Below are 25,003 nucleotides of genomic sequence, written 5' to 3'. Positions count from 1 at the left end.
ATTCATCGGAATAACCAGAGGTTTTTCCAATGTCTATTCTATGGGGTGCACTTCATTTGTCATGAGAGGGGTGCTCTACTTCTGCTAGAACCTATTCCTCTTCGTTAAAATACACTTTATAGAAATGCATCTTCTTCTCTTCGTCATAGCCGCGCTCTAAAAAAGGAAAGCTCTCATTTTTAAGCTTCAACTCAATGCCGGTATCTGTACGGATATTGTTCCTCAAGTTGCGCTTCACCTTTTTAAGTGCAACGTGAGAGATCGGCATTTCCTCAAGCGGAGGAAGCTCGTTGACCTGCTCATAGTTCTCCCGATACGTTTTGAAGATCTCTGCCTGCTCCGGGCGATCATACAGCACGGTCTCGATAAATTGATCTTCGACAAAGGCCTCATTCTTTGCGAAATAGTCCACTGTGCTGTTGATGAATTCAAGCTTCTCCTTCTTCTCAGGAACCTCGCTTGTCGGTGCAATGACCTGGTCATAAAAATCATTACACATTTGTATAGCAGCATCCGTATAATAATGTTCGTCCTCGACAAATCCGAGCTGGAGGAAATCGTCCATCCAGTACTGGGCTTCCTCATTGCCGCGGCTGCCCGTGTCCACTACACTCACACGATAGCCTGAATCAGCATACAGATTAAAGATCAAGCAGCCTTTATCCAGCTTCTTAACGTTAACCCCTTCATAGGCATAGACGCCAAGATCCGTCTCGGAACGCTCCATAACCTGAAGGAAGGTGTCCTTATTCTCCGACTTGAATATGCCAACCGCGTCCACATTGAAGTTACCGTACAACACATTTTGAAAATAAACGACATACAGTTCTCCAGGCTTGATCTGAGGGTGGGTCGACTGCGCGTATAAGTGATTCAAAATATGCACAGACTGCTCATGAATCGTTCTTGGGTCATCGAAGATGCGTGAAGTAAAAGTGTACACCTCGTTCATGTTCAGATCCGCTTCATGAGTGAAACGGTAGAACCATTCAAATTTGAAATGACGAACGAAATACTGTGTCAGCACCTGACGAAGTTCCTCGTCCTCCACTTCCAGCGGATGCTCTGATATCCATACCCCCTCATCCTTCGCCGCATTTCCTACTCGGTGAAGGACGATCCGCCCAATTTCAATCTGAGAAATATCCATCACGATACTCGTTCCTCACTTCTCTAAAAAAGTCACGTAAAAGCATTGTAAGCTTCCAAGCGAGGCTTGGTCAATGGTAATTTCATTCGTGTCAAAGAAGCCGCACATTATTTAATACGTAAATAGTTTCATATTCATCCTCTCAAGTTTAATATATCTATACTTGAACGAACGCCTTTACGGGTTCCTATCATACGAAGAAAGAAGGAAACACCATGAGACTAGAGGGAAAAACAGCAATTGTAACAGGCGGAGCAAGCGGCATTGGGGCAGCGACGGTAGAGCTATTTGTGAAGGAAGGGGCCAATGTCGTTATTGCCGACATGTCCGACCATGGACAAGCATTATCTGACAAGCTGAACAATGAGGGATATCGTACGATCTTTGTGAAAACCAACGTAACCGTTGAGACAGAGGTTCAGCAATTGATTCAAAAAACAGTAGAAGCCTTCGGCAAGCTTGACATTATGTTTGCCAACGCGGGTATTGCCAAGGATGCTCCTGCTCATCAATTAACCTTAGACAACTGGAACCGCACAATTGACATCAACTTGACTGGCGTATTCCTCTGTGACAAGTACGCGATTGAGCAAATGATGGCTCAAGGCACCCGAGGCGCTATTGTCAATACGGGTTCCATTCACAGTATCGCTGGTAAAGGCAGTGTAACCGCATATGCAGCCTCCAAAGGCGGCGTAAAGCTCCTTACTCAAACATTGGGTATCGACTATGCCAAAGAAGGCATCCGTGTCAATGCTGTATGCCCAGGCTACATTGATACGCCATTAATCGCAGCTGCTTCTCCCGAGCACAAACAAAGCCTGATTAATCTTCATCCAATGGGTCGTCTCGGCCGCCCTGAGGAAGTGGCGAAAGCCGTGCTGTTCCTAGCTAGTGATGACGCATCGTTTGTCACCGGAACAACCCTCCTCGTTGATGGCGGTTATACAGCAGAGTAAGTCTATACAGCCTGCAAAGCGGCAAGTGCATGTCTATGTGCTTGCTGCTTTTTTGCGTACCGTCAGCCATATGTTCTCTCCATACATTGCATATACTTCCCGCAACATGGTTTGGCGTTGATTATGCTCATGCAGCATCGGGTGGCAGAACCTATCGACTCTCTTAGAAATGCAAAGAAGGCCTCATCTCTGCAAGCAGAATGAGACCTTCCAATAAAGCGCAATAATTACGCGTTTACTTTCTCTTTTGCAACAGTTGCCAAGGAGTTGAACGCTTCGATATCGTTCACTGCCAAGTCAGCAAGCATTTTGCGGTTGATGTTTACTTCAGCAAGCTTCAAGCCGTGCATGAATTTGCTGTAGGACAAGCCGTTCATGCGAGCAGCCGCATTGATACGAGCGATCCACAATTTGCGGAAATCGCGTTTCTTTTGACGACGATCGCGGTATGCGTAAAGCAAGGATTTCATTACTTGCTCATTTGCAGTTTTAAATAAACGGTGTTTGGAACCGAAATAACCTTTTGCTAATTTCAATACTTTCTTATGACGACGACGTGTAGTAAATCCGCCTTTAACTCGAGCCATGTCTAATTAACCTCCCAATATCGTTCAATATCCGAAAAAAACTTATTTCAAGTTAGACAATTGTTGTTTGATGCGACGAACATCGCCTGCAGCCATTACTGGGCTGGAAGCCAAAACGCGCTTAGTACGGTTGGACTTGTGGGAAAGCAAGTGGTTACGGTAAGCTTTGTAACGACGAACTTTACCTGTACCAGTAATTTTGAAGCGGCCTTTCAAGCTGCTGTGCGTTTTCATTTTAGGCATAATCATTTTCCTCCTCAAATAATCGAAAATCCTTTGCCGCCACCTAGACAGCGTGGCGGGCGACGGGCAAGACTAAGTCTCTTATTGACTAGTCTTTGGTCCCAGAATCATAATCATGCTGCGACCTTCAAGCTTCGGTTGACGCTCAACCACGCTGATTTCTTGAACTTCTGTCTTCACGCGTTCAAGCACGCGTTGACCGATAGCTGCGTGTGTAATTTCACGTCCGCGGAAACGAACGGAGCATTTTACTTTGTCGCCATCTTTCAAGAACTTAACCACATTGCGAAGCTTTGTTTGGAAGTCGTGTTCCTCGATGTTCGCGCGGAACCATACTTCTTTCACATCAACAACCTTTTGGTTCTTGCGAGCTTCTTTTTCTTTCTTCTGCTGCTCATAACGGAACTTTCCATAGTCCATAATGCGGCACACTGGCGGCTTCGCCTGTGGTGCCACGTTAACCAAGTCTAAGTTCGCATCTACCGCCATCTGCAGCGCCTCACGGAAAGGCTTAATGCCAATCTGTTCACCATTCGGTCCAACCAAGCGTACTTCCTTCGCACGAATTTCTTCGTTGATCATATGTTCCTTGCTAATGATCCAACACCTCCACAATACATGTACTTATTTAAAATCAAAAAGGGATGTGAACTCTTCACATAAAAGAGCCCACATCCCTCACAATGACATCATTAGTGAGTACATCCTACTTAACTAGGATTAACATGTTAACCAGCCAACCTATCGTCGGTCAGGTGAGAAGCGGGCGCTTCTTCTTGTTAATTAGCGTACTTGAATACTATAGCACACGAGTATTCACTCGTCAAGCACTTATGAAGCTTGCTTTCCTTGAACTTCTTCAAGCCGTACCACACGCGTATGCTTCGTATGGCTCCACACCTTGTTGTTCTGCGTGAAGAACGCCCAGAACGTAATGGGGTACCAAGAAAGCAGGTAGATCGGGAACGTAATCAAGGACAGATATACTTTCCACGAACGCACGCCCTCGAGAACGAGAGCTAGTACGAAAGCAATACATGTCGCAACAACAGAAACGATCGGCACCCACATTGGCAAGTATTCGAACAATGTCGGGAAGTTCGGACCATTGAACAATGCGGAATCTACCCACATGAATACGGTAAGCAGCAATGTAAGCAATACTGTATACACCGTAACCGAGTAAAGAGCCATATCGAACTTGATCAGGTTGCGCTCCTTAATCGATTGCCAGAGCAGCGGGAAGAAATAACGACGGGCAACGGTAAAGTGCCCTTGCATCCAACGAAGACGTTGACGGGCAGAAGCCTTGAATGTCAGCGGCTTTTCATCAAATACACGCGCTCTGTAGTTAAACGCTGGATAAACGCCATTTTTCACACAGCGAGCAGTAAATTCCAAGTCTTCTACAAGGCTTGTTGCGCCCCAGCCCATCTCTTTAAGGAGGTCTGACTCAAAGCACATCCCTGTACCGCCGAGGAAGTTCGCCATTTTCATATTGGAACGAGAGTTCTGCCACAAGCGGTTGCAATACCAGTAGGTAACGCCGTATGCCGAAGTGATCCAAGAATCCTCTGGGTTCTTCGTATCGATATAGCCTTGAATAACACGCGCGCCTGAGCAAAGGTCATTGTTCATTTCGCTCAAGAAATCAGGACTTGTCAGGTTATCCGCATCAAGCATGATAACAGCATCGTATTGACGCGGCGTCTCCCACAGCTTCTTCAACATCCACTCGATTGCGAAGCCTTTGCCCCGCTGATTCAAGTTGTGACGCTCGCATGCATTCCAGCCATGCGCTCTTACGATATCCGCTGTACCATCGGAGCAGTTGTCACAAATGACAAACACATCATACATATCCCTCGGATACTCAAGCTCCTTCAAGTTTTCCATCAAAGCGCCGATTACAGCTTCCTCGTTATGAGCAGCCACGAGCACGGCGAAAGTTTTTTCTGGTTCATATTGTTTATGGTGTTTCTTTTTGTAAATGCCTGCTAAAGACAAGACAAATTGATATACCCCAACAGCAGCCAGCAAGAACTGCACGGCTACTAACCATTTGTCCAACATGTGTTGGTCCCCCTTTTCATATACCCCTGAAACATTTCTTTTTTTATCTCTTTTTTGTGTGTTTAATGCCACTTTCAAAAGTGGTGTGATATTCATTGCCATACTGTCCTACTTCTTTATGTTATCAAGAACAGTTTACAACACCTTCATTTTGACGGTCGAACACGATTTTCTAACGTTTGGACGTTTTTGTCAAAACCAAATATAGGCTTCCATGACCTTATTAGGATTGATTTCAGCAGAAAGTGATGTGAAACAATCAGATCGTATAGCAATGCTACTGTACACATCCGTTTTCATCCGTTTGCAATCTTTTTATGGCTTTAGTCCTTTATTTCATGGCTTTGTCGAATGATGACGGTTCCATGATTTGGTTTTGTCCTACCTGTTAAGACGCAAAAATGCCCCTCAAAGTTGCAGCCTTTATTTTCCTGTAACCCTTTTCTCTATTTTTGAATCATTCCTCAAAGGAACAATATTTATCCATGGAATAAGCTTTTTTACCCTACCATCATGTCCAATCCTACTGTAATATAGAACCCCTGGGGATATTTTTTTCATTATATAGCATGAAATGGGAGGTTAGGAAACTTCGCTTTACCGTATCGCATACGCACCAATATTATCATTTTCACAACCGCATGAATTAGGGTAAAATATTATATATTGTAAGGATGTCCAATCCCTTATTGCTGAAGGCATTCGATTTGAAGGGGTCGGCGTATTTTCGTCCGTATCATACTTTACATGACGTTCATATACAGCATATCTAGAGAAGATATTTCACAGTTAAGCTATAGATAGAAAATCCCTTATGGAAGGGGGAGCACATCATGACGAGTATGATCACTTGGCTTGGCAAAAAAGAGCGCCAGCTGTTTTTTTGGATCAATCATAAGCTGCATCATCGATTCATGAGCATCATTTTATATACGCTCACTCACTTGGGAGGGGCAACGTTTACGATTACCTTCTCCCTTTCCTTGGCACTGTTGTTGCCTAGCCCTTGGAGCACCATTGGCTGGCAGTGCCTTGTCGCCTTGGCGATTAGCCATATTCCGGTGGCGGTCATTAAAAAAGTGTATCCGCGGATTCGACCGCATCTTGCCATACCGAATACAAGGACCTACCGGAAGCCGCTTGTGGATCATTCTTTCCCATCCGGCCATACTACAGCTATATTCTCGCTTGTCGTTCCCATGATCATGCACTTTGGCGTACTCGCTTGGATTCTGCTGCCGATTGCAGGGATTGTTGCCCTGTCTCGGATGTACTTGGGTCTTCACTACCCCTCAGATTGCTTGGTCGGGGCAATTATCGGTACATCCGCTGCTGTAGGCACCGTCATGTTTTGGAATTATTAGAGGATGATTAGCTCTTTTTTCCTCACCAAAATCTAAGCAAATTACCAACGATTGTTGCAATTTTTTCATTCCGTCTTTATGTTTATAAGGATAAGAAGTATGCTTAGACATATAGAATGACGAAAAGAGCCTGTTGGCTCTGTTTCGAAATTGCTACGAAGAAAGGTGACGCCATGCAACATGGGATAACTTTGCCACCTGGTTCTGAGAATATTCCTCTGGAGCAATGGTCTGGCAAAAAACGAGTATTGCTGTTATCGGAACGCTTTGGCGCAGGTCACACTCAAGCAGCTCATGCGCTCGCTGTCAGCTTGCGCAAGCTTTCACCGCATGTACAAACACGTGTTATCGAGCTCGGCAGCTTCCTTAATCCGAAGGTTGCTCCCGTTATCATTGAAGCGTATAGAAAAACCGTTTATGTCCGACCGAAGCTGGTCGGATTTATGTATAAGTCTCAGTATCGTCGCTCGTTGAACCGTCTTACGACGCTTGCGCTGCATCGTGTTTTTTATACACATGCCATGAGTGTTATTCGCCAGCTTAAGCCGGATATGATTGTGTGTACGCACCCAATACCTAGTGCGGTCATTTCCAGGCTTCGAAAAAAGGGACTTCGGGTTCCGCTATACACGCTCATAACTGACTATGATGCTCACGCAGCTTGGATAAGCCCTGATGTATCGAAATATCTTGTATCCACGCCTGAAGTGAAGGAGAAGCTTCTTGACCATGGCGTGTATGCCGATCGCATCCATGTTACCGGCATACCTGTCCATCCGAAGTTCTGGGAGCAGCAGGATCGAGATGCGAAGGCAAAGATTCGGGCAAAGTTCAACCTGAAGGATATGCCGACCGTGCTTGTTATGGGCGGTGGCTGGGGCATGATGGACCCTGATCAGAGCAACGAGCTGCTGACCCGCTGGAGCAACGAGATTCAATTTGTGTTTGTAACAGGAGATAATGAGAAGCTTAGGAAGAAGCTTCTGCAAAGTCCAAGATTCCAGCACAAGAATGTCCATGTTATCGGCTATACGAAAGAAGTCGATCAGCTCATGGACATCTCTGATCTCCTTGTGACGAAGCCAGGCGGCATGACGTGTACAGAGGCGCTTGCAAAGGGCATCCCGATGCTGTTCTACAAGCCTCTTCCCGGTCAGGAAGAAGAGAACTGCCAGTACTTTACGCAAAAGGGCTACGGTGAACCGATCGAGTCGCCAAAGAGCGTAACCAAATGGATGAACATGCTCGTTCACTACCGCGAGGATGTGCTAAGCCGCAGGCGCGAGTATGAGCAGAACGCGTCCCGCTATCATCCTAAAGCTTGTGCCCAAACCATTTTGACGGAGCTAAGCTTGCTTAGCCCTACACAAAATGTCACGATGCATGAATCCAATCGATCCTTAAGTGTCATGATGGAAATGGAGCATTAATGCCTGCGTGCTAATTACAGAAACACGATACATGATTGTTTGATTCTTTTCAGTTCATGCAAAAAAAGGCTTTGTCACTCTCTCGTGACAAAGCCTTTTTATTTATAACACATACAGTGGTGAAGACAAGTTCATCACACCATTATTGAAACACATTAAAGTTTCCATAACGTTACATTCACTATTCGTATTGAATTAGACCATTGGCTGCTTTTTCACCGCAAGCTTCTTCGCTTCGCGATGCTGCTTGAGCGCTGCTTCCCCAACCAACACTTCGACACGATGGATATTCATCCCTCTGCCGAAGAACTTCTGCTCGTATTCGGTCATAATGTGCTCTTCATGGATGCCATCCCGATGCAAGTTCAAAGAGATATCCTTCATCATGTATTCCATCCAAGCGTACGAATTCAAAGAGTACTCAAATAGCGTCTCGGAGTCAGTCTTTTGGTGAATCTCTCCCCAATCATTCATCACAAGCGCATATTTCTCTAAAAAGCGCGGATGCGTTAATCGACGGCGTGCATGCTTTTTCTTAGGCCATGGATCGCTAAAGTTCAAGTAAATGCGGCTTAGCTCATTCTCCGCAAAGATGTTCTCAATAAATTCAATGTTAGCGCGAACTAAGCGAAGATTGCTCGGATGCTGCTCGCTGCTCTCCGTCCGCTCCGATACCGCCATCGCCTTTTCACTGGCACGTGCGATAAGCTCATCATACATATCAATTCCAATAAAGTTCACTTCCGGATACTTAACGCTCATCTCTGTAATGAATTGACCTTTCCCCATGCCTAGCTCCACATGGATCGGACGATCATCACCAAATACCTGAGACCATTTTCCTTTATGCTGCTCTGGTTCTGTAATCACGAGCGTCGGCAGAGTCGCCAATAGCTCCGGAGCGTTCTTCTTGCCACGTAAACGCATATCATTGCCTCCAACTTCATCTGTCTTTGCTGCATTCATTTTGCCGAATGATTAGCGAAATGTAAAGCACGAAAAAAAAGGAATGCGCGCTTCATCTAAATCGAAACGGCATTCCTCCGTATGTGGGTAGGCATTAAGTTGCTTCCTATTCGTTCAATTCAAGCTTGCGGTCAATCGCATGGATCAGCTTCTTCGTTGCATCATTCTTAACCTGAGGATTCTCGAGAAATCGTTGGCCCGTGAGCGCCATTGCTTCCTTCACGGTCAATTCTACCGTAATCTTGTCCTCACCGTGTGGAACCATGATGCCTGCATTACTCATCTTCCATCACCTCACCAATCGTCATGACTTGCAATACAAGATACTACCAGTATGGCCATGCTCGGTATGGGATATGCTTTGAAAAAAAAGTTCATGAAAGCGATTAACACCTTGATCTTATGCCTTTTTAATATAACACATGATGTAAGGTATTTCAAGCCTAACTTCGCATTTCGATTACTTTCTGATACAATGATAGGGTTGTCGAATATAGGGCCATTAGCCCCTGAATAAATGGCTAGACTACGCATGAATACTCCGCTCCTCCCGAATGATTAGAAGGCAGGAGTGTTAAGTTGGTGATAAACATGAATAACCATTCCATTCTGAATGCTTCACCTTCCCCATCCAGTGAAACACCACTCCTTTGGGGAGATAACAAACGCTTCCATACTTGGAATGTCGAGATGCGAAAACAATTCGGCGAAAAGGTATTCAAGGTGATGCTTGACGCCGGATTCACCTGTCCGAATCGAGATGGCAGCATCGCGATTGGCGGCTGTACGTTCTGCAGCTCACGAGGCTCTGGCGACTTCGCCGGACGCCGAAGAGACGATCTCGTCACGCAGTTCAATACGATTCGAGACAAGCAGCACCAAAAGTGGCCAGATGCCAAATATATTGGCTATTTTCAGGCCTATACGAATACGTATGCGCCAGTGGATACACTGCGCGATTACTTTGAAGTGATATTGGAGCAGCCGGGAGTTGTAGGCTTGTCCATCGCAACACGCCCTGACTGCTTGCCAGATGATGTCGTAGAGTACCTAGCAGAGCTGAACGAGCGCACTTATCTGTGGATAGAGATGGGACTCCAGACCATTCATGAGTCTACCTCGAACCTGATCAATCGCGCACATGATACGGCCTGCTACTTGGAAGCGGTCGAGAAGCTAAGAAAGCACAACATCCGCGTATGTACGCATATCATTCACGGGCTACCGCAGGAAACCCATGAGATGATGCTGGATACGGTTCGTGCGGTTGCAAACATGGATGTGCAAGGCATTAAGATTCATCTTCTTCATCTTATGCGGAAGACTCCAATGGTAAAACAATATAATGCCGGCCTGCTTCGATTCTTGGAGCAAGACGAATATATTAAGCTCGTTGTCGATTCCCTTGAACTTCTGCCTCCAGATATGATTGTTCATCGACTGACAGGAGATGCGCCTAGAGATCTCTTGATTGGACCAATGTGGAGTCTGAAAAAATGGGAAGTGCTGAATGCCATTGACGCAGAGCTTGTCGCACGCAATTCGTGGCAAGGCAAAATGTGAAGGGGAAAATAAACGATGGGCTTTCTCTCTGTGCTCGGTTATGCGCAGCAAATCGTAAAGGATCGTGTACAGCCAGGAGATAAGATGATCGATGCTACGATGGGAACAGGCGTCGACACTTTATTTCTAGCAGGCTTGATGGGTAAAAAGGGAGAGGTCGCTGCCTTTGATATTCAAGAAGCAGCGCTTCACATGACCAAACAGCGGCTTGCAGGCGCGCTTCGTGAAGAACAACTGAAACGGTGCCATCTGCTCCTGCATAGCCACGCTGACATGATAGCCGCCCTTCCCGACTCTTGGCAGGGACATACCGCAGCGATCATGTTCAATCTCGGCTTCCTGCCTACCGCAGAGGCAGATAAAAGTATCATCACGGAGACATCCGTCACGATCCAAGCGATGGAGCAAGCGATGCAGCTGCTTCGACCTCGCGGCGTCCTTTCCCTTGTTCTCTATCCTGGGCATGATGGCGGAGATCGGGAGGCAGCAGCAGTAGAGGCTTGGGCGTCATCGTTGCCTTCATCAACTGCACAAGCGGTCATCTATCGAATGATTCAACGGCCGCATGCGCCGTATGTTATCGGTATCGAAAAAAGGTAGTCCTTTTTGCGGCTCAGCGTTATCTGTTAAACCGTTAGAATCATCATAATCCGTTTGTTGTGATTGTACGCTTGACCACCTCTTATTTGGTTGATTCCTTTCCAAACAGGCCAATCGGCTTGAGGAAGTGTATCATAGACAGCAATTTGACGAAGCCTATACTATAATAGAGCTGTCAGATTGCAAGCAGCAACAACCTAGACAAATAACACATGGGAGTGAGTAGTCATGACAAAACCATACCCACTGAAATTCCAACCAGAATTCAAAGAACGCGTTTGGGGAGGCCGTGCGCTGGAGCAATTCGGTCTTGACATTCCTGAAGGCCATATCGGTGAAGGCTGGATGATCGGCGACCATCCAAATGGAACGACTAAAGTCGTAAACGGCGAGCTCGCTGGCAAAGGACTTGATGAAGTCCGCGAGACACTCGGCAAAGAGTGGTTCGGTACAAAAGGCTTCTCTGAGAAAAATGGACGCTTCCCTCTCTTGATCAAGCTTCTTGATTGCAATGACGACTTGTCCGTTCAGGTTCACCCTACTGATGAGTACGAAGGTCTTCCTAAGGGCGAGCTTGGCAAGACGGAAATGTGGTATGTGCTTGATGCTAAGCCAGGCGCAAAAATTATCTACGGTCTAAAAGAAGGCGTAGATCGTGCAACGCTTGCAAAAGCGATTGAAGAAGATCGCATTATGGATGAACTTCAAGAGGTTCCTGTGCAAGCAGGCGATACGTTCTACATCCCGGCTGGTACCGTGCACGCGCTTTGTGCAGGTGTAGTGGTAGCGGAGATTCAACAGAACTCCGATACGACATACCGAATCTATGATTACAACCGACCAGGTCTCGATGGCAAGCCGCGTGAGCTTCACATCGAAGATTCCTTGAACGTGATCGCATACGAAGGTGCAGGCGCGTCCCGCATGAAGACAGACAATGCGAAGCCTAACGAATGGCTGAAGCTTGCGGAATCCCCTTATTTTATCGTAGAAAAAGGGGTTGTAAACGCACCTTGGAGCCTTGCAACAACAAACGAAAGCTTCGTAATCCTGGTTGTATGCGAAGGAACAGGTTCCCTGAAGTGGGCTGACGGTTCGATTGATTTTCGTTCTGGCGAATGTATCTTGCTCCCAGCTAATCTGGGTGAGTATACATTGGATGGCAACTGCACGGTTCTTCGTTCGGTTGCACCATAAGTTTGATGCAAACAAGACCTCTTACTCAGCAATGCGTAAAGATTGACTGCACTTTAAGAGGTAGGCTTTATGGCTAAAATGAATTATAATGTTTGTCTATGAGCAAACTTATAAATTCGCTTATAGCTAAAAAGGGGTATCCTTCGTCTGCAAGCAGATGACGGTTACCCCTTTTTTTATCTTATTTCTAGTCAAATAGGATAAGGTTGATGGAATGGATGCTGGTCGGACTTGTCCCTTTTTTATGAAAAAGCCTAAATCCGCCTCTCTTCATCCCTGCCTGCCGCTCTGTCACGTTCGACTAAATCGCCTGCAGCTTCATTGATCCTTCCGGTATGAGAAAGAGAAGCGGCTTTTCGTCCTCTCGCTGCTGATATACCACTATCGCAATCGTAGAGCTCTCTTCTGCTGCATGAAGCACCGTCTTCTCCTTGCCCAAATAATCAGAGGCTTGGAACGGCAGGCGCTCAACGACAGCATGCTTATGCAATTCCTTCTCCGATAGACCCAGCTTCGCAAAGGCTTCAGATATCCGCTCAGGGTGTGCAGCAGCTTCACGCAAAATGGTCGAGGCCTCCTGCTTATCGAGCTCCATCTGCCACCAGATCTTTCGCGGCTTGTATTTATGGTTCATGAAGTAATCCAGCTTCATCAGTCCAAGCGCCACATCGATCCGCTTCACGCCATGATGCGTAAGGAAACCCTCGAGCCGAACAAATAGGTCCTCCAACTGATGACCGATCTTCTGCCATCCTTTCGATTCCCAATAATCCCCGAAGGCTTGGAAAAAATCAAACGGAGAATCGAATTCACGCTGCATCAAATGCATCATCGTAAAGTCCATTCGATGGGAATTCCAGTATTTTTCCAGCACATCCTCAAGACGCTTCAGTCGTACAACATCGGAAAACGGCATGACCTTGTTGCTCAACATTTCATAAGGCGCATGATCCATATAGACATAACCATACTTTTCTGCATCAAGTCGAAGTCCGGTCCCTCTTAGCATTTTCAAAAAGCCCAGTTGAAGCTCCTCCGGCTCAAGCGCAAATACATCGTTAAAAGTCTTGCGGAAAGTGTGGTAGTCCTCATCCGGAAGACCTGCGATCAAGTCAAGATGCTGATCGATCTTGCCGCTCTCCTTGACCTTTGTCACCGTACGCGTAAGTTTCGAGAAATTCTGTCTGCGCTTAACAAGCTCATTCGTATGATCGTTAGTCGACTGAACCCCGATCTCGAAGCGGAAGATGCCAGGAGGCGCATGCTCTGCAAGGAAATCCAGTACCTCCGGGCGCATAATATCTGCTGTTATCTCAAACTGAAATACGCATCCTTGATGGTTATCGATCAGGAACTGGAAGATCTCCATCGCATAATCGCGTTTAATATTAAACGTCCGGTCCACGAACTTAATAAGCTTTGCTCCATGTTCAATCAGGTACAGGATATCTGCCTTTGTACGTTCAATATCAAAATAACGCACGCCTACTTCAATACTGGACAAACAGAATTGACAGCTGAATGGACAGCCTCGGCTTGTCTCAAAATAAACGACGCGCTTTCCAAGATCGGAAAGGTCTTCTTGGAAACGATACGGTGAAGGAATGTCGTTAAGCTCTAGCTTCGGGCGTCCCGGATTGATCAGCACCTCACCTGCCGCATTGCGATAAGCTGCCCCAAATACAAAGTGATATTTCTGCTCGTCTCGAATCTGCTGCAGCAGATGGAAGAACGTCTCTTCGCCCTCGCCCATGACGATAAAGTCAGCATCACTTAAGCGCTCCATCCATTCTTTCGTGTCATAGGATACCTCTGGTCCTCCCAGCACAATCTTCACATCCGGCTGCACCTTGCGAAGCATGGAGATCACTTTAATCGTTTCTTCAATATTCCATATATAACAGGAGAAGCCGATAACATCTGCTTGCCGCTGATACAGATCCGATACGATATTCATGACAGGGTCTTTGATCGTGTATTCGGTTAACTCAATATCAAACTCGTGTTCACAATATGATTTTAAATATCGAATGGCTAAACAAGTATGAATATACTTCGCATTCAATGTCGTCAATACAACCTTCATATAAGCTCCTTTCTGCTTAAGCACTACTAATTATACCCATAAGCTTTATAATTTTCGACAGAATCAGGCGGAATCCTCACATTTTTATTTTAAATTGCAGGCATTTCTCAATTGAAGCTGCCTTTGTTCGGGTATGGTAATTATTACACCAAGCCGGCAAGAAACATTTTGAACGACTGGCACGTCTAGAGTTAGGTTGCAATTCGTAGTATGCAATTTGACACAGCTAGAGACAAAACGGAAAGGGTGTAGGTCATATGAAGAAACTTGTGTTGATGATGATGGCGGTAACCTTGATTATGGTAGGTTGCGGCACAAAGAAAGAAGCTGTAAATGTACCGGTAACTGAGATCATGAATGCTATTAAAGAGAAGGCTGGCTATACACAAGGCTTTGATGAAATGAACTTAAAACAAGATGCAGACATGGCAGGCAAGCTCAATATTGATCCCGCTTCGATCGAAGAAGGGTTGTTCCTGAAGTCCATGATCAATGTTCGTGCTGATGAAGTCATGATCTTAAAAGCAGCAGATGACAGCAAGATCGAGGAATTGAAAAAAGCATTGGAAGATGAAGTAGCCAATCAAGATCGTATTTGGAGCACGTATCTCCCGCAAGAATATGCAAAAGTAGAAAACCACATTATCAAGCAGGAAGGAAACTATCTGATCCTGATCATTGCTGAGCATCCAGAAGAGCTTGAACAAATCTTTACAAGCAAGCTGACAGCTGAGAGCAAATAAACGTCCATACTTCAGGAATGACTGGAGGAAATCGCAGTGGTCTTTAGTTCCGTTGCCTTTTTGTTTTACTTTTTCCCCATATCCCTATTGTTGTACTTTGCAGCGCCGCACCGATGGAAAAATGCGGCGCTCTTTCTCATTAGTCTGATCTTCTACGCATGGGGCGAACCGGTATATATTCTCTTGCTTCTATTCTCTACCGTTGTCGACTATGCCAATGGGCTCCTTATGGAGCGATTCGACAAACGAGAACAGCTTCGACGAATCATTCTGATCTGCTCCCTCATCGTGAACATAGGTGTGCTCTGCTTTTTTAAATATGCAGACTTCCTAATCCAGATGGTTAATCAAGGATTAGGGACTTCGATCCCCTTGCTCGATCTCCCTCTTCCCATCGGGATCTCCTTCTACACGTTCCAGACCATGTCTTACATGATTGACGTGTACCGTAGACAAGTAAAGGCACAGCGAAGCTTCATCGACTTCGGAGCCTTCGTATCTATGTTCCCGCAGCTTGTAGCTGGACCAATCGTTCGTTATGACGATATTGCAAAGCAACTCGCTAATCGAACTGTGACTGTTAGCATGTTCGCAAGCGGGGTTCGTCGTTTTATTATCGGACTTGGAAAAAAGGTTCTGCTTGCCAACAATATCGGCATGCTTTGGGATATGACCCAATCGGACCTGACAAGCTTAACGACATTTGGCGCTTGGTTAGGAATCATCGCCTTTGCGTTCCAGATTTATTTTGACTTTAGCGGGTATTCCGATATGGCCATCGGACTCGGGAAAATGCTTGGCTTCGACTTCCCAGAGAATTTCCGCTATCCGTATATCGCAAGCAGCGCCTCTGAGTTCTGGCGAAGATGGCATATTACACTCGGCTCCTGGTTCCGTGATTATGTATACTTTCCACTAGGCGGCAGTCGCGTAGGCCGGGGAAGACTCTTGTTCAACTTATTCGTCGTGTGGTTTCTTACCGGACTATGGCACGGGGCAAGCTGGAACTTCGTGCTGTGGGGGCTTTACTTCGGATTGCTTATTGCGCTTGAAAAGCTATGGCTTCAAAACATATTGAATCGTGCTTGGAAGCCGCTTCAGCATCTTTACTTAATCATAGCCGTGCTATTCGGCTGGACACTGTTTGCCATTGAGGATCTTCCTTCTCTTAAGCATTACTTGCGTGTCATGATTGGAATCGATGGACAAGGCTGGATGAATGATGCCAACGCTTATTTTCTGAGAAATCATGCACCACTTCTCGTACTCTTGATCATAGGCTCAACACCCTTTATGGCCAAGCTGACAAGTCGTTGGATGAATGCCTCCCGGCATCAAACTTGGATCGGTGTGATCGATATGCTTATCCTTGCCCTTATTTTATTTGCGGCAACAGCCTACATTATTGACGATACGTATAATCCGTTTCTCTATTTCCGCTTCTAGGAGGTGAAGGAAGAATGACACGACGAAGAGCCTTATTCATCACGATTTGCTTTGTGAGCTATGTTGCCGTGCTTGGATTATGGAGTGCATTTAAGCCGGACCGTACTCTATCTGATTTTGAAAACCGCGTGCTTGCACAGTTCCCTTCCTTTACGCTAGAAAAATTGTGGAATGGAAAATATACGGAACAGCTTGAGAATTATGTCGTCGATCAGTTTATTAATCGGGATATGTGGGTTGGCATCAAAGCTGATTTAGAAAGATGGTCAGGCAAGCAGGAGAATAACCAAGTCTTTTTCGGAGAAAAAGGATACCTCTTCGAGCGCTTCACAGCATCTGATCAGATGCTCCAAAAGAACATCGAACATATTCGCCGATTTGCAGAAAGACAAAGGGAGCATGCCAACCATCTCTCATTACTGCTCGTTCCGAATGCGCAAACCCTATATCCAGAGTATCTACCTCGCTATGCTAGTTCGACCGAACAAGCACAAGAACCTATGCTCAAGGATATTATGGGGGAGCTGAAAGGCTCGATAACGCCGATATCTCCAATAGAACAACTTAAAGCACACAAGGAACAGCAAGATATCTACTTTCATACCGATCACCATTGGACGATGCGAGGCGCATATTATGGGTACGAAGCCTATGCGAAAGCTTTAGGCCTTGTGCCAACTCCTATCGAAAAGCTCAATTCGCAGTTGTTAAGCGAGGACTTTTATGGAACCTACTATACGAAAGCGAATAATCGTCATGTATCGCCAGATAAGCTTGAGATGCTTGAACCTTCACTGCCTCCATATACGGTGTGCATAGAAGGAGAAGCAGCCTGCTCTAATTCCTTCTATCATTTGGAAGCCTTGAAGGAGCGGGATCAATACAAGATCTTTTTCAATGGGAATTTCCCGGTTGTAAATATTCACGTTGAGCATTCTGAAAAGGATAAGCATCGCAGCATAGTCGTGTTTAAAGACTCCTATGCCAATGCTTTTATTCCTTTTCTAGCTCAGCATTACTCTGACATCCAAATGATTGACCTGCGCTATTTTCAGCTTAACATGGATCGCTACCTGGCCGAGCATAAAGTTGACGACATTTTGTTATTGTACAGTGTGACAACGGTAGCGAAGGATGACATCTTTAAGTGGCTCAATTAGCATCTACAAAAGCGCGCAAAACTCCCCCATTCTCTATCTTTAATCGCCTGGGCGAAGTAAAACAGAGATAGAACGGGGGAGTCTTTACGATCCTCGATAAGGGTTGGGAGTTGTTCTGCGTGAACAACTTAAGAAATATCGCTTCAATTGATATTCGAGTATTTTATTATGGTTATGAATAAGTGATTGTGGATTGATGGGTTAATCAATGAGTGCCCCCGACCTTATAGTCCTGCAGCGAAGACTGATCCCCGTGATAGAACAAAATATCTCCGTCTCTCAGGGATATCATCGCTCCGCTAGGCAGCTTCACTTGATTGACAAAGCCTTCCCGCTTCCATTGATTCGTTAAAGGAGCATGGATATATTGCAAATGCGGCGCATCCGCTCGCCCATCTCTCACCGTCTCAATATCGAAGTTCACGATCAAGTAGCCGTCACGTAAAAAGAAAGAGGCTTTATCGTCAAAGTTGAACTGCTTGCTCAAGTCAAAGCCTTTCGGCACAATATAGATCTGAGCCGGGACATTAAATTCTCCATACCATTGCTGAATAGAGGCTTCTGCTCTTGAAGCGTTAACAGAGTCCGGAATCTGATTCGCTGTAGGCCCGATGAAAAGGCGTAAGCGCTCTGGAAGACTAAGATCGGTATAACTGCCAACCCATGCTTGTTCTACCGCTTGCTTCCTCCATTGCTCTACATACTGAGACTTCGATAAGGAGATGTTAGGCTGATACAGGTCATAGAATACGGAAGCTGTACGTTGGATGCTGGATTCGGCTAGATTACGAAGCCTCGTATTTAAGATTACGTAGCGCTTTAGCGTATCTTCTTTGGATCCAATCTTTAAGAACAACTTTTCCTTGGTATGCGTATATAGATCGACTTCTTGACGATTCTTCCCATTCTTATCCACAAAGTAGTAAGTTGGCTTCAAGTGAATACGATCTGCAGGTCCGAACATGTTCCCTTTGGTCTTCAAATCAAATTTGAAGGCATATCCCGTCTTAACGGATGTATGCTGATATCCGGTTCCAGGATGGCTGCCTGGTGCAATGGGAAGACGGAATGGGACTTGGTTTCCTCTTGGAGCGCCGTCAATGCCATTCAACCCTGTCCAATAACCAGCTCCTGTCGCTTCCTTGCTACCGACCTGCTTTCGAAAGACAAGCTCCCAGTTCGGGTCCATAATATCGGTTACGCGAAAATCATATACTCTTCCAATGACCTCAACCTCTATCGCATCAGTTGCCACATGGTGGGCTAGGTCCCGATTCGCATATGCTTGCGAGGTAGCTCCAGAAGGAGCATTTTCCGTAAATGATCGGAATTGCACCGTATAATCCCCTTCATCGACCCACACAGGGAGATAGAAATGAGAAAGCACTTCCGGAACAGGGATGTCAATCCATGTTTGCTTCGGGACAAAGGTTCCTTCTCCTTTATACACGTCGAACGGGAATTGAACCTGCTTGGATTTCATATACTTCGCATAATTGCGATTCCCATATCCAGGATAAGAAACATGAGCCCCTGTCGTTGGCAGCGACACAGTGAAGGGCCGTTCAAGAATTAACGCTGCTCGGCTTGCATTCGGCCTCGACTTCTGGTTATGCTGCTCATCATCTGACGCGGCAGCATACATAACCGTCGGGGTATGTACGGTTACCGAATTGATGCCATAGATCGGAAAGGATGTATCGGCCCCTCCATTCACCGCATTCGGCATCAGGCCAAAATAGATCGTCCCTTGACTTGCATTGTTAGCACGATTCACTTTACTCGGCTCGATCCACAATCGATCTTTATACAGCACTCGGTTATTTGTCATTGCTGGCTCTGGAATTGTTCCAGGAGATGGCCCTTGCTTGTCTACGGTGCGGCCATCCATCACCGTACCCCCATTAAAGGTCAGCGTATCGTTACGAACCGTCACATCTTTGATGCTTCTTTCTGCTTCGGACTGAAACAGAGGCAAACGATTAGGAATGCCTGGTCTTGAATTCGTCCCGGGTACAGGTTCGCTTGGCAGGGTGATCGACTGCGGTGTCGGAACTTGGACAATCCCACCGTTAGTGGCTACAGCATAATATGGTGGTGTATACCCTTGCGGCGTCATCTGCACCCCTCCGTTTGGCAGGGCGTAGTTGGTTACATCCGCTCGTTGAATCTGGTAGATCTCCAGATTATCTATTTTCCAGTACCGATAGTCTCGTTTCACCGTTATCATTTCATTTCTTGTCTCCGTATCGCTCATTGGAATGGGTACCGCAGGTCCGCCTTCCGTGGCTGGGGGACCCATCTCCGTCCAAGTCAAGTTATACGTCTGTGAGACCGGCACCTCAAAGGTGCATGTCCCACTCATCTCAACAAAACGATTCTGGAATAGATACTGACGCGCCATGGCATTCGTAAATAAATATTCCGATGTTGGTATGCCTTGCATGACATCAAAGGCATAAGGGCTGTTATTGGGATGATCGGCAAGAATTTGTGCACTCACAAATGGGTCCATCGCTTTTGCTGATAAATTCTGCCCCGCTCTAGGGTTCTCACAAGCTCCTGATGGAGTGCCGGGGTTAGGATTTTCCCCTGGATCACCTCCTCCAGGGTCTCCTGGGTCGCCATCACCCGGATCACCGTCTTTATAGACGGTTATATTTGCAATATCCGAGATTTTATAGGTTCCATTATCCCATATCGCACGAATGCGCACGGTTCCGGGGGATTTCCCTGTGACCTCTCCAGTAGAGCTAACGGTTGCGATGGACTCATTCGAGGACCACCACTTGGTCTCTGCACGAGACCCTACATCCACATAGTCGCTCCACTGAGTAGCACCATAATTCTTCGTTTTCACTTTTGCAGTCATCTGTTTCTTATCGTTTACTTTTATCTTCGAGTCGGGCGCAACCTCAACCTCCTTTTCCTCTTCAAGATCACCTTCCCAGATGATATCCATTGGAGTGAAGTAGGCTACAGAGTGTTTCAAGCAGCCAGCATCTGTCTTTCCTCCATTTTCAAAAGGTTTATGATCTGTCCATATATGATTGCCACCAGTAATAGTTATTATATCTACCTTTGTACTATTAGGATTTATTACTGGGGTTCCTACACCAGTATAGCTATCTGCATCTCTTTGGTATTTAACTTCTTTAATTCTTATTTTCTTTACCATTGAGGCAGTTATTGTATTTCCATTGAATGGCCGCCACTCTTTCGCTGGCCACCTCGAAAAGTCTACTGTATCAGGTATTTCTGTAGCTTTGGGTAAGGGAACCTTACAAGTACCAATATTATCTGCTGTTGAATGATTTCCATTAGTATGATCTGCTCTAAATTTCCCACTATCTAATTGATACCAATAAACTCCTGGTGTAGCTATTGTAGGTTCAGATGAAACCTGCTTATAGTCAGGACTTTTCATAGATTTCGGAGGATAATTTTGTGCGTAAGTTACAGAATAAAATATAATGTCTATAGGAGTACTCAATGAGAATGATAAAAGTAAAATAAAAATTCCAATCATTCTCAGTCTATTTTTCATATATTAATTTCACACCACCACTTAATTAATATAGTTGTTTATGCTAAACTTCTTTCCATTGTCAAATTGCAAAGTATATCCCCAATCTATCTCCCTTAGAGCTGAATACATCCAAAATCTTTTTTCTATACCTTTCTTAATTAGCTCAGCGGAGTTATTTGGAATTGTAGTTAATCCATTTTTATTAGCCAATTCTAGATCAATCCTATTAAATTGAATCAATGAGTTAGATAAACCTTGATTAAATTTAATTAAGTCAGATTTATCTATGTTTGACGTAAAAGAAATATCAGCAAAAGCCATATAATTTCCTTTTTTTATTCTTTCTCCAACAAAAATAGATGAATAAACCCCTTGTGCTTTACCTGTTGTAGTATTAACAATTATTAGTCTATGTAATTTCATTACCCCTGACTTGTTTGATAGTGTAAGTTTTGTTTCAATAAGATCACTAAGTTTAACTGACTGTTCATGATATTTATAATTACTTATTGATAAAATGTTAGTCCCCGTAGTCCCTACTTCTCTCAACTCATTCAACGCTTTATAGGAACTTGCATCTTTCCCCTCTACATCCATATAGCGAAGAAGTATTGCTGCAACTTCAGCTCTTGTCGTAGTGGAAGAAGGCTTCAAGGATCCGTCTGAAAATCCTTCAACGATACCTGCACCCCGCACAAGCGCGAGATAAGGCACCTTATCTGAGCTGATCTCGCCTCGAATGGCTTCAGGCGTTGGCAGAAGCGTATCTTTTGTATCATCAAAGGCTTCCTTAAATGATGCATGAGACTTTACGAGTCCATTTGCGATCCACTTCATCATTTCGTATCTGGTCAACTCTTGATTCGGCTTAAACCCATTCGGATAATCGGACGGCTGAATAAGGCCCTGTGCGACAAGCTGTGAAACGGCCGTTTCTGACCAGTGTCCCTTAAGATCAGGGAAGACCGATTTGCCTTCATTTTGATCAAGCTTCGTGGCACGGCTTAATATCGTGGCATATTCGGCTCGCGTTACTTTTGCATTCGGACGAAATGTTCCATCCTCATACCCCGCAATCAGCTTTAGCGCACTTGCCTTAGTAATGACATCCTTAGCCCAGTGACCATTAATATCTTTAAATGCGGTCACCGCTTGGCTTACACTCACTTTCCCCGATTGAATAGGATCGGCAGCTGTGAATGCGTTGGCTGTAATGCCCCCAGTCAACAAGGTCGTTACTGCAATCGTGGTTAGCATTGCTTTCTTCATCACAATCTCCTCCATGTGTACTGGACCAAGTCCGCAAGATACTGTAAACCTCTTAATAAACTCAGCCCATCGTATAGTGAAATAGTTTGACAGCGCATTGATATGAAGTCAGTTGGAGAGAAGCAGGTAAGCAGAACAAAGAGGATGATTCCAAACTGAGTTAGGCAGTAGAAAGTCCACCACAACCCCTAAAATATACCATATGTTTACACGTACTTGAACTCCTTCCATTAAGAATGAGGTACTCCACCTACGATTACAATGAATACTAGCAATTAAGAAATCACAACAAACTTGCACCTTTTTTTTGATAAAACAAAAAAAGCACAGCATTAGCCTCTAACGAGACTAATGTCCATGCTTTGAACATTCGAATAAAAATAAATATGCGATTCTCTCCATATCAAAAGGCAGCAAGAAAATGTTTCCTAATCTAAAAAGAATCATACACGATCCATCTATACTTGTCTATCCTTCTTCATCAACAACAATCATCTTTTCTACAAACTCTAATTGACCACTATTCCTATTATCTATCGATAATAAAAAAAGCCAAGCGTTGACCACGGTGTCAGCGCCCGGCTTCTTGGCGAAGTTAAGTTTTATTTTTCACCATTATACGACAAATTTATCGCCTTTACAATGGTTTTTCAGAAAGATTTGAAACGATAATGCTATAAGCTTTGGATTTCTTTCACATTTTCTAAAATGCTGCAAGTGAATCTCTATCAGTACCACGCTTCCCGCTCATCCTGCTCCGCTTCATGCTGCTCCAGTTCCCGGAACAATGTCAGGAATGGCTCACCGAATTTTCGAATCTTGGCTTCCCCGACGCCTTTCACTTTTAAGAAATCAGCTTCTGTCGTCGGCCGCTTCTCAGTAAGCTCGCGCAGGGTGCTGTCGTTAAACACAATATACGGCGGCACGCCTTCCTTGTCGGCAAGCTGACGCCGCAGCACTCTTAATTGCTCGAACAATGTCTCGTCTACTGCTGCCAATGACTTTGGCTTCAAGGACTGTGCAACCTTCTGGTGCACTTGACGCTGCCCCTTAATTACCTCTACTGCTGGCGGAAGCAGGCGCACCGTCGGATACTGCCCCTCGCTTAAGCCAAGGAATCCATCCGCGATCAGGACATAGATCAGATCCGAAATCGCCTTCTCCGTCATGTGCCGAAGCTCCCCATGGGTGGAAAGGCGATCAAAGCCGTACTGCACAACCTTCTTGTTTTTTGATCCTTTTAGGACAGATGCAATCATGGATACACCGAAGCGTTGATTCATTCGGTATATGCAAGAGAAGATTTTTTGCGCCTCCACCGTAATATCAACCTGCTCGCGCTCATCCTTGCAATTGCCGCACATGCCGCAAGGCGTATCATCAAACTCGCCAAAGTAGTGGAGCATATAAGTTTGGAGGCAGCCTGGCGTATAGCAATAGTCAATCATCGCCTGCAGCTTCTTGTATTCATGCGCCTTTCGTTCAGGCGTCGATTCACTTTGTTCAATAAAAAATTTCTGTGTCAGGATATCCTGAGGGTGAAAGAGCAGCACGCATTCACTTGGCTCGCCATCGCGGCCTGCACGACCAGCCTCTTGAACGTAGGCCTCCATATGCTTCGGCATATTATAATGCAGCACGTAGCGAACGTTGGATTTATCGATCCCCATGCCAAAGGCATTGGTCGCAACGATGACTCGAACATCGTCATAGATAAACGCTTCCTGCATTCGTTCGCGCTCCTCATCGCTCAAGCCTGCATGATAGCGCCCTGCCTTGATTCCAGACTTTACCAACTGCTCGTGAATGTTCTCGACTTCTCTTCTCGTTGAAGCATAAATAATGCCCGACTGATGCGACCGATCCTTCACATATTGAAGAGCAAACGTACTCCGATCCTCGCCGCGCAATACCGTAAAAGCGAGATTGTCACGCTTAAACCCTGTAATGACAAGCTCTGGCGCTTGCAGCTCCAATAGACGAATGATGTCTTCTGTGACCTCAGGTGTTGCCGTAGCTGTAAAGGCGGCTATCAGCGGCCGCTCCCCGAACTCATGCGCGGCTAATCGCCGCACGAATGGAGCGATGGCGCGATAGCTCGTCCGAAAGTCATGTCCCCACTGCGATACACAGTGCGCTTCATCCACAGCAAGGAACGCAATGCGAAGCGATACGGCGCGCTCAAGAAACCATTCGCTTTCTAACCGCTCAGGCGCAACATACAGCAGCTTGATGTCTCCCGCCTGCGCTTTTCTAAGAATCCGATTCACTTCCGCCGTATCCTGCGTACTATTGATATAAGCAGCTTCAACCCCAAGGCTAAGCAGCGCATCGACCTGGTCTTTCATCAGCGAGATCAATGGCGAGACAACAAGTGTCAACCCGTGCTGAAGCAGAGCGGGCACTTGGTAGCAGATGGACTTCCCGCCGCCTGTCGGCATGATGCCTACGGTATCCTTCCGCTCGATCAAATGATTAATGATTACTTGCTGTCCATCTCGAAATTGTTCATATCCATAAACTCGCTCTAGCACCTCACGTGCATCTTGCATGGTTATTGCCATAAGCTCACGTTCTCCTTTATTTCACACTTCCTTTATTATAGCATTTGCCTAATAAAAAAGGCCGCATCTCTAAA

General features: G+C 45.5%; 20 protein-coding genes and 1 other annotated feature. Of the genes, 9 read left to right on the top strand and 11 right to left on the bottom strand.

Annotation, left to right across the window (positions count from 1 at the left end):
- Positions 1–91: 91 nt before the first annotated feature.
- Positions 92–1,150 (bottom strand): nucleoid-associated protein, encoded by a 1,059-nt coding sequence (locus I2H74_RS19670; RefSeq protein WP_229106874.1) that lies wholly within the window; start codon positions 1,148–1,150, stop codon positions 92–94.
- A 215-nt stretch (positions 1,151–1,365) separates the two neighbouring features.
- On the opposite strand from I2H74_RS19670, the gene I2H74_RS19665 reads away from it, so the two are divergent.
- A complete protein-coding gene (locus tag I2H74_RS19665; protein ID WP_195575938.1) occupies positions 1,366–2,109 on the top strand; it encodes an SDR family NAD(P)-dependent oxidoreductase in 744 nt (247 codons plus the stop codon).
- Positions 2,110–2,336: 227 nt separating this feature from the next.
- Here I2H74_RS19665 and rplT read toward each other — a convergent pair whose 3' ends face one another.
- From rplT to I2H74_RS19645, 4 genes are all read right to left on the bottom strand, one after another.
- Positions 2,337–2,696, bottom strand: coding sequence for a 50S ribosomal protein L20 (gene rplT / locus I2H74_RS19660; protein WP_085494075.1), 360 nt, complete (start codon positions 2,694–2,696; stop codon positions 2,337–2,339).
- A 42-nt stretch (positions 2,697–2,738) separates the two neighbouring features.
- Positions 2,739–2,939 carry a 50S ribosomal protein L35 gene (gene rpmI / locus I2H74_RS19655; RefSeq protein ID WP_085494076.1) on the bottom strand — a complete coding sequence of 67 codons (201 nt, stop codon included), beginning with the start codon at positions 2,937–2,939 and terminating at the stop codon, positions 2,739–2,741.
- Between the two features lie 81 nt (positions 2,940–3,020).
- The gene (gene infC, locus I2H74_RS19650; protein ID WP_195575937.1) at positions 3,021–3,521 is read right to left on the bottom strand and encodes a translation initiation factor IF-3; all 501 of its coding nucleotides are present in this window, start codon (positions 3,519–3,521) and stop codon (positions 3,021–3,023) included.
- Between the two features lie 48 nt (positions 3,522–3,569).
- Positions 3,570–3,723 (bottom strand) — a sequence feature (ribosomal protein L20 leader region).
- 47 nt (positions 3,724–3,770) lie between these two features.
- The gene (locus I2H74_RS19645; RefSeq protein ID WP_195575936.1) at positions 3,771–5,012 is read right to left on the bottom strand and encodes a glycosyltransferase family 2 protein; all 1,242 of its coding nucleotides are present in this window, start codon (positions 5,010–5,012) and stop codon (positions 3,771–3,773) included.
- 833 nt (positions 5,013–5,845) lie between these two features.
- Between I2H74_RS19645 and I2H74_RS19640 the strand changes: the two genes are divergently transcribed.
- Together I2H74_RS19640 and I2H74_RS19635 are read left to right on the top strand one after the other, a co-directional pair.
- Positions 5,846–6,376: a phosphatase PAP2 family protein gene (locus tag I2H74_RS19640; RefSeq protein WP_195575935.1), complete on the top strand. Its 531-nt coding sequence runs from the start codon at positions 5,846–5,848 to the stop codon at positions 6,374–6,376.
- 173 nt (positions 6,377–6,549) lie between these two features.
- Positions 6,550–7,806 carry an MGDG synthase family glycosyltransferase gene (locus I2H74_RS19635; protein ID WP_195575934.1) on the top strand — a complete coding sequence of 419 codons (1,257 nt, stop codon included), beginning with the start codon at positions 6,550–6,552 and terminating at the stop codon, positions 7,804–7,806.
- 195 nt (positions 7,807–8,001) lie between these two features.
- Here I2H74_RS19635 and trmB read toward each other — a convergent pair whose 3' ends face one another.
- Positions 8,002–8,733, bottom strand: a complete 732-nt coding sequence (trmB, locus tag I2H74_RS19630) for a tRNA (guanosine(46)-N7)-methyltransferase TrmB (protein WP_195575933.1) — start codon at positions 8,731–8,733, stop codon at positions 8,002–8,004.
- Between the two features lie 145 nt (positions 8,734–8,878).
- The gene (locus tag I2H74_RS19625) at positions 8,879–9,055 is read right to left on the bottom strand and encodes a hypothetical protein (RefSeq protein ID WP_195575932.1); all 177 of its coding nucleotides are present in this window, start codon (positions 9,053–9,055) and stop codon (positions 8,879–8,881) included.
- 308 nt (positions 9,056–9,363) lie between these two features.
- On the opposite strand from I2H74_RS19625, the gene I2H74_RS19620 reads away from it, so the two are divergent.
- From I2H74_RS19620 to I2H74_RS19610, 3 genes are all read left to right on the top strand, one after another.
- Positions 9,364–10,335: a TIGR01212 family radical SAM protein gene (locus I2H74_RS19620; RefSeq protein ID WP_195575931.1), complete on the top strand. Its 972-nt coding sequence runs from the start codon at positions 9,364–9,366 to the stop codon at positions 10,333–10,335.
- Between the two features lie 15 nt (positions 10,336–10,350).
- On the top strand, positions 10,351–10,935 hold the full coding sequence (locus I2H74_RS19615; protein ID WP_195575930.1) for a class I SAM-dependent methyltransferase: 585 nt from the start codon (positions 10,351–10,353) through the stop codon (positions 10,933–10,935).
- A 228-nt stretch (positions 10,936–11,163) separates the two neighbouring features.
- Positions 11,164–12,132, top strand: a complete 969-nt coding sequence (locus tag I2H74_RS19610; protein ID WP_195575929.1) for a type I phosphomannose isomerase catalytic subunit — start codon at positions 11,164–11,166, stop codon at positions 12,130–12,132.
- A gap of 301 nt (positions 12,133–12,433) precedes the next feature.
- Here I2H74_RS19610 and I2H74_RS19605 read toward each other — a convergent pair whose 3' ends face one another.
- The gene (locus I2H74_RS19605; protein WP_195575928.1) at positions 12,434–14,218 is read right to left on the bottom strand and encodes a B12-binding domain-containing radical SAM protein; all 1,785 of its coding nucleotides are present in this window, start codon (positions 14,216–14,218) and stop codon (positions 12,434–12,436) included.
- Between the two features lie 257 nt (positions 14,219–14,475).
- Here I2H74_RS19605 and I2H74_RS19600 point away from each other — a divergent pair, with 257 nt between their 5' ends.
- The 3 genes from I2H74_RS19600 to I2H74_RS19590 are packed head-to-tail and all read left to right on the top strand — an operon-like array spanning position 14,476 to position 17,567.
- Positions 14,476–14,961 carry a DUF4358 domain-containing protein gene (locus tag I2H74_RS19600; protein WP_195575927.1) on the top strand — a complete coding sequence of 162 codons (486 nt, stop codon included), beginning with the start codon at positions 14,476–14,478 and terminating at the stop codon, positions 14,959–14,961.
- Between the two features lie 36 nt (positions 14,962–14,997).
- The gene (locus tag I2H74_RS19595) at positions 14,998–16,407 is read left to right on the top strand and encodes an MBOAT family O-acyltransferase (protein ID WP_195575926.1); all 1,410 of its coding nucleotides are present in this window, start codon (positions 14,998–15,000) and stop codon (positions 16,405–16,407) included.
- A gap of 14 nt (positions 16,408–16,421) precedes the next feature.
- Entirely contained in the window at positions 16,422–17,567 is a 1,146-nt protein-coding gene (locus I2H74_RS19590) for a DHHW family protein (RefSeq protein WP_195575925.1), read from the top strand.
- Between the two features lie 205 nt (positions 17,568–17,772).
- On the opposite strand, the gene I2H74_RS19585 is transcribed toward I2H74_RS19590, so the two are convergent.
- From I2H74_RS19585 to recQ, 3 genes are all read right to left on the bottom strand, one after another.
- Entirely contained in the window at positions 17,773–20,559 is a 2,787-nt protein-coding gene (locus I2H74_RS19585) for a DUF5704 domain-containing protein (RefSeq protein ID WP_229106862.1), read from the bottom strand.
- Between the two features lie 576 nt (positions 20,560–21,135).
- Entirely contained in the window at positions 21,136–22,365 is a 1,230-nt protein-coding gene (locus tag I2H74_RS19580; RefSeq protein ID WP_229106861.1) for an S-layer homology domain-containing protein, read from the bottom strand.
- 728 nt (positions 22,366–23,093) lie between these two features.
- Complete coding sequence (gene recQ / locus I2H74_RS19575) at positions 23,094–24,929, bottom strand: DNA helicase RecQ (protein ID WP_195575922.1); 1,836 nt, start codon at positions 24,927–24,929, stop codon at positions 23,094–23,096.
- Positions 24,930–25,003: the final 74 nt, after the last annotated feature.

The organism is Paenibacillus sp. 1001270B_150601_E10 (genome assembly GCF_015558675.1).
Classification (GTDB): Bacteria; Bacillota; Bacilli; order Paenibacillales; family Paenibacillaceae; genus Paenibacillus_B.
Note: the sequence above shows the minus strand (reverse complement) of the source record. Positions and strands in the feature narration are given on the sequence as shown.